The sequence below is a fragment of the Bradyrhizobium genosp. SA-4 str. CB756 genome (genome assembly GCF_000473125.1).
GTDB lineage: Bacteria > Pseudomonadota > Alphaproteobacteria > Rhizobiales > Xanthobacteraceae > Bradyrhizobium > Bradyrhizobium arachidis.
This window is the reverse complement of sequence record NZ_AXBC01000011.1, coordinates 1-3299: the sequence shown is the minus strand read 5'-3', so window position 1 is coordinate 3299 and position 3299 is coordinate 1. Positions and strand designations below refer to the sequence as shown.

The following is a 3299-nucleotide window of genomic DNA, read 5'->3' as shown; positions in this document are numbered from 1 at the left end:
GTGCAGGAGATCGCACGCCAGACCGACCTGCTCGCGCTCAACGCCGCGGTCGAAGCCGCGCGCGCCGGCGAGCACGGCAAGGGCTTTGCGGTGGTGGCCTCCGAAGTGCGCAAGCTCGCCGAACGGAGCCAGGCGGCGGCAGCCGACATCGGCACGCTGTCGACCGAGACCGTGAAGGTCGCGCAGGAAGCCGGCGACATGCTGGCCAAGCTCGTGCCCGACATCAAGAAGACCGCCGAACTGGTCCAGGAGATCACCGCGGCCTGCCGCGAGCAGGACGTCGGTTCGGCCCAGATCAACCAGGCGATCCAGCAGCTCGACAAGGTCGGCCAGCAGAACGCCAGCGCCTCCGAGCAGGTGTCCTCGACCTCGGAAGAGCTCGCCTCGCAGGCCGAGCAGCTCCAGTCGACCATCTCGTTCTTCCGCATCGAGCAGGGCGGACGCAGTGAGAGTGCCGCCCCCGCGCCGATCGACCGCGCGGTCGGCCAGCTCCGCGCCAAGGCCGCGCACATGGCGGCGGCGGATCGCGGGGCGAAGAAACCCGCGCCCGCCCGCAAGCCCGCGCGCGCGACGAAGGTCGCCGGCGGTGGCGGCTTCGCGTTCGACATGCATGACGGCGAAGACGACCGCGACGCCGAGTTTCAACGCTGATCAAAGCCGGTCCGGCCCCGAGCCGGACCGCGCACTTCACGAAACCTGGGATCCCTGGACTGCAACATGGCCGCAACCTCGCAATATCTGACGCTCGGGCTCGCCGGCGAGACGTTCGGCATCAGCATCCGCAACGTCCGTGAAATCCTCGACATGCGGCCGATCTCGCGCCTGCCGCATGCGCCGAATTTCCTGCTCGGCATGATCGACGTGCGCGGCAGCGGCTATCCGATCGTCGACCTCCGGACCAAGCTCGGCCTGCCCAGCGTGGCGGCCACCGAGGCGACCCGCATCATCATCCTCGACGTGCCGATGAAGGACCGCCTGGTTGGTGTCGGCTTCGTCGCCGACTGCGTGTTCGAGGTCACCGACATCGACGAGCAGGCGATCGAGCCGATCCCCGAGGTCGGGGGCAAATGGCAGTCCGATTACGCCGCCGGCATCGGCCGCAAGGGCGAGAAGTTCGTCGTCATCTTCGACCTCGCCAAGCTGATGGCGCATGACGAGATCCCGGAAGGGCGCGATGCGCCCCGCGCCGCCTGAGTTTGCAAGAGTGAAGCGTGGACAAGCGTAAGCACCCCAATTCGAACCAACGAGACTGACATGAGATTCACCGTCAAAGCCAAGCTTGCCAGCGCCTTCGGCGTCGTCATCCTGCTGTCCATGATCGCCGGCGCGGTCGGCTACATGAAGCTCGCCGACATGGTCGGCACCACCGAGTTGCTGGTCAGTCGTGCGGGCCGCATGGAAAAGGCCGCCGAGCTGAAGGAGGGCATTCTCTTCCTCGTGCGCTCGGAGAAGAACTCCATCCTCGCAGCGTCCGACGCAGAGCACGAGCAGTTCCGGGCTGATCTCATCAAGAACCGCGAAGCGGTCGCCAAGTCCAAGGACGAGATCTACGCGGCGGCCAGCGAGAGCGGCAAGAAGCTGATGGAGAGCTTCAATGTCGCGTTCGCCAAGCTGAACGCCTATCAGGACGAGACGGTCCGCCTCGCGAAGACCGACAAGCCGCAGGCGCTGGACCGTTCCATGCATGACGGCCGCAAGGTCGTTGCGGACGCGATCGAAGCGGCCGACGGCTACATCAAGAACGTCAGGAAGAACATGGCCGAGCAGGCCGAACAGGCCAAGCAGGACGGCGCCCGCGCCGAGATGATCCTGATGAGCCTGGTGATCGCCTCGCTGCTGATCGCCGCGGCTGCAGCGACCTGGATCGCGCTCAACATCAGCCGCGCACTGGCGCAGGCCGTCGGCCTCGCCGATGCGGTGGCGATCGGCGATCTCAGCCACAAGATCGAGTCGTCCAGCAACGACGAGATCGGCGACCTGATCAAGTCGCTGAACGCGATGACGGTGAACCTGAACGCGACGGCGGCGCTCGCCAACCAGATCGCGCAGGGCGATCTCACGGTCGAGGCCAAGCCGCTGTCGGACAAGGATACGCTCGGCCTCGCGCTCGAGCGCATGGTGGAGAAGCTCCGCCAGATCGTGTCGGAAGCCCTGACCGCGGCGCAGAACGTCTCCGCCGGCAGCCAGGAGCTCTCCGCCAGCGCCGAGCAGCTCTCGCAGGGCGCGACCGAGCAGGCTTCGTCTGCGGAAGAGGCTTCCTCCTCGATGGAGGAGATGGCCTCGAACGTGAAGCAGAACGCCGACAACGCCAACCAGACCGAGAAGATTGCCGCGCAGTCCGCCAAGGACGCCGAAGCCAGCGGCGCCGCGGTGGGTCGCGCCGTCAACGCGATGCAGACCATCGCCGAGAAGATCACGATCGTGCAGGAGATCGCTCGCCAGACCGACCTGCTCGCGCTCAACGCCGCGGTCGAAGCCGCGCGCGCCGGCGAGCACGGCAAGGGCTTTGCGGTGGTCGCCTCCGAAGTGCGCAAGCTCGCCGAGCGCAGCCAGGCGGCTGCGGCCGAGATCGGCACGCTCTCGGCCGAGACCGTCAAGGTGGCGCAGGAGGCAGGCTCCATGCTCTCCAAGCTCGTCCCCGACATCAAGCGGACGGCGGAGCTCGTCGAGGAGATCACCGCGGCCTGCCGCGAGCAGGACGTCGGTTCGGCCCAGATCAACCAGGCGATCCAGCAGCTCGACAAGGTCGGCCAGCAGAACGCCAGCGCCTCCGAGCAGGTGTCCTCGACCTCGGAAGAGCTCGCCTCGCAGGCCGAGCAGCTCCAGTCGACCATCTCGTTCTTCCGCATCGAGCAGGGCGGACGCAGTGAGAGTGCCGCCCCCGCGCCGATCGACCGCGCGGTCGGCCAGCTCCGCGCCAAGGCCGCGCACATGGCGGCGGCGGATCGCGGGGCGAAGAAACCCGCGCCCGCCCGCAAGCCCGCGCGCGCGACGAAGGTCGCCGGCGGTGGCGGCTTCGCGTTCGACATGCATGACGGCGAAGACGACCGCGACGCCGAGTTTCAACGCTGATCAAAGCCGGTCCGGCCCCGAGCCGGACCGCGCACTTCACGAAACCTGGGATCCCTGGACTGCAACATGGCCGCAACCTCGCAATATCTGACGCTCGGGCTCGCCGGCGAGACGTTCGGCATCAGCATCCGCAACGTCCGTGAAATCCTCGACATGCGGCCGATCTCGCGCCTGCCGCATGCGCCGAATTTCCTGCTCGGCATGATCGACGTGCGCGGCAGCGGCTC

The 3299-nt window shown here is 67.4% G+C and carries 4 protein-coding genes; all 4 read left to right on the top strand.

Translation table 11 applies throughout. The annotated features are described in order from the left end of the window. The coding region (locus BRAGE_RS0100020; protein WP_028146170.1) for a methyl-accepting chemotaxis protein at nt 1–651 on the top strand (651 nt) is incomplete at its 5' end. A gap of 66 nt (nt 652–717) precedes the next feature. Then, entirely contained in the window at nt 718–1194 is a 477-nt protein-coding gene (locus BRAGE_RS0100015; RefSeq protein WP_027549415.1) for a chemotaxis protein CheW, read from the top strand. Between the two features lie 60 nt (nt 1195–1254). Then, nucleotides 1255–3072 (top strand): methyl-accepting chemotaxis protein, encoded by a 1818-nt coding sequence (locus tag BRAGE_RS0100010; RefSeq protein WP_028146169.1) that lies wholly within the window; start codon nt 1255–1257, stop codon nt 3070–3072. 66 nt (nt 3073–3138) lie between these two features. Beyond that, nucleotides 3139–3299, top strand: a 161-nt coding sequence (locus tag BRAGE_RS47480) for a chemotaxis protein CheW (RefSeq protein ID WP_209440377.1), incomplete at its 3' end; no start/stop codon positions are given.

Bases quoted from the DNA above. Each gene is read 5' to 3' on its own strand.
- BRAGE_RS0100015 (WP_027549415.1), top strand. From the start codon at position 718: ATGGCCGCAACCTCGCAATATCTGACGCTCGGGCTCGCCGGCGAGACG.
- BRAGE_RS0100010 (WP_028146169.1), top strand. From the start codon at position 1,255: ATGAGATTCACCGTCAAAGCCAAGCTTGCCAGCGCCTTCGGCGTCGTC.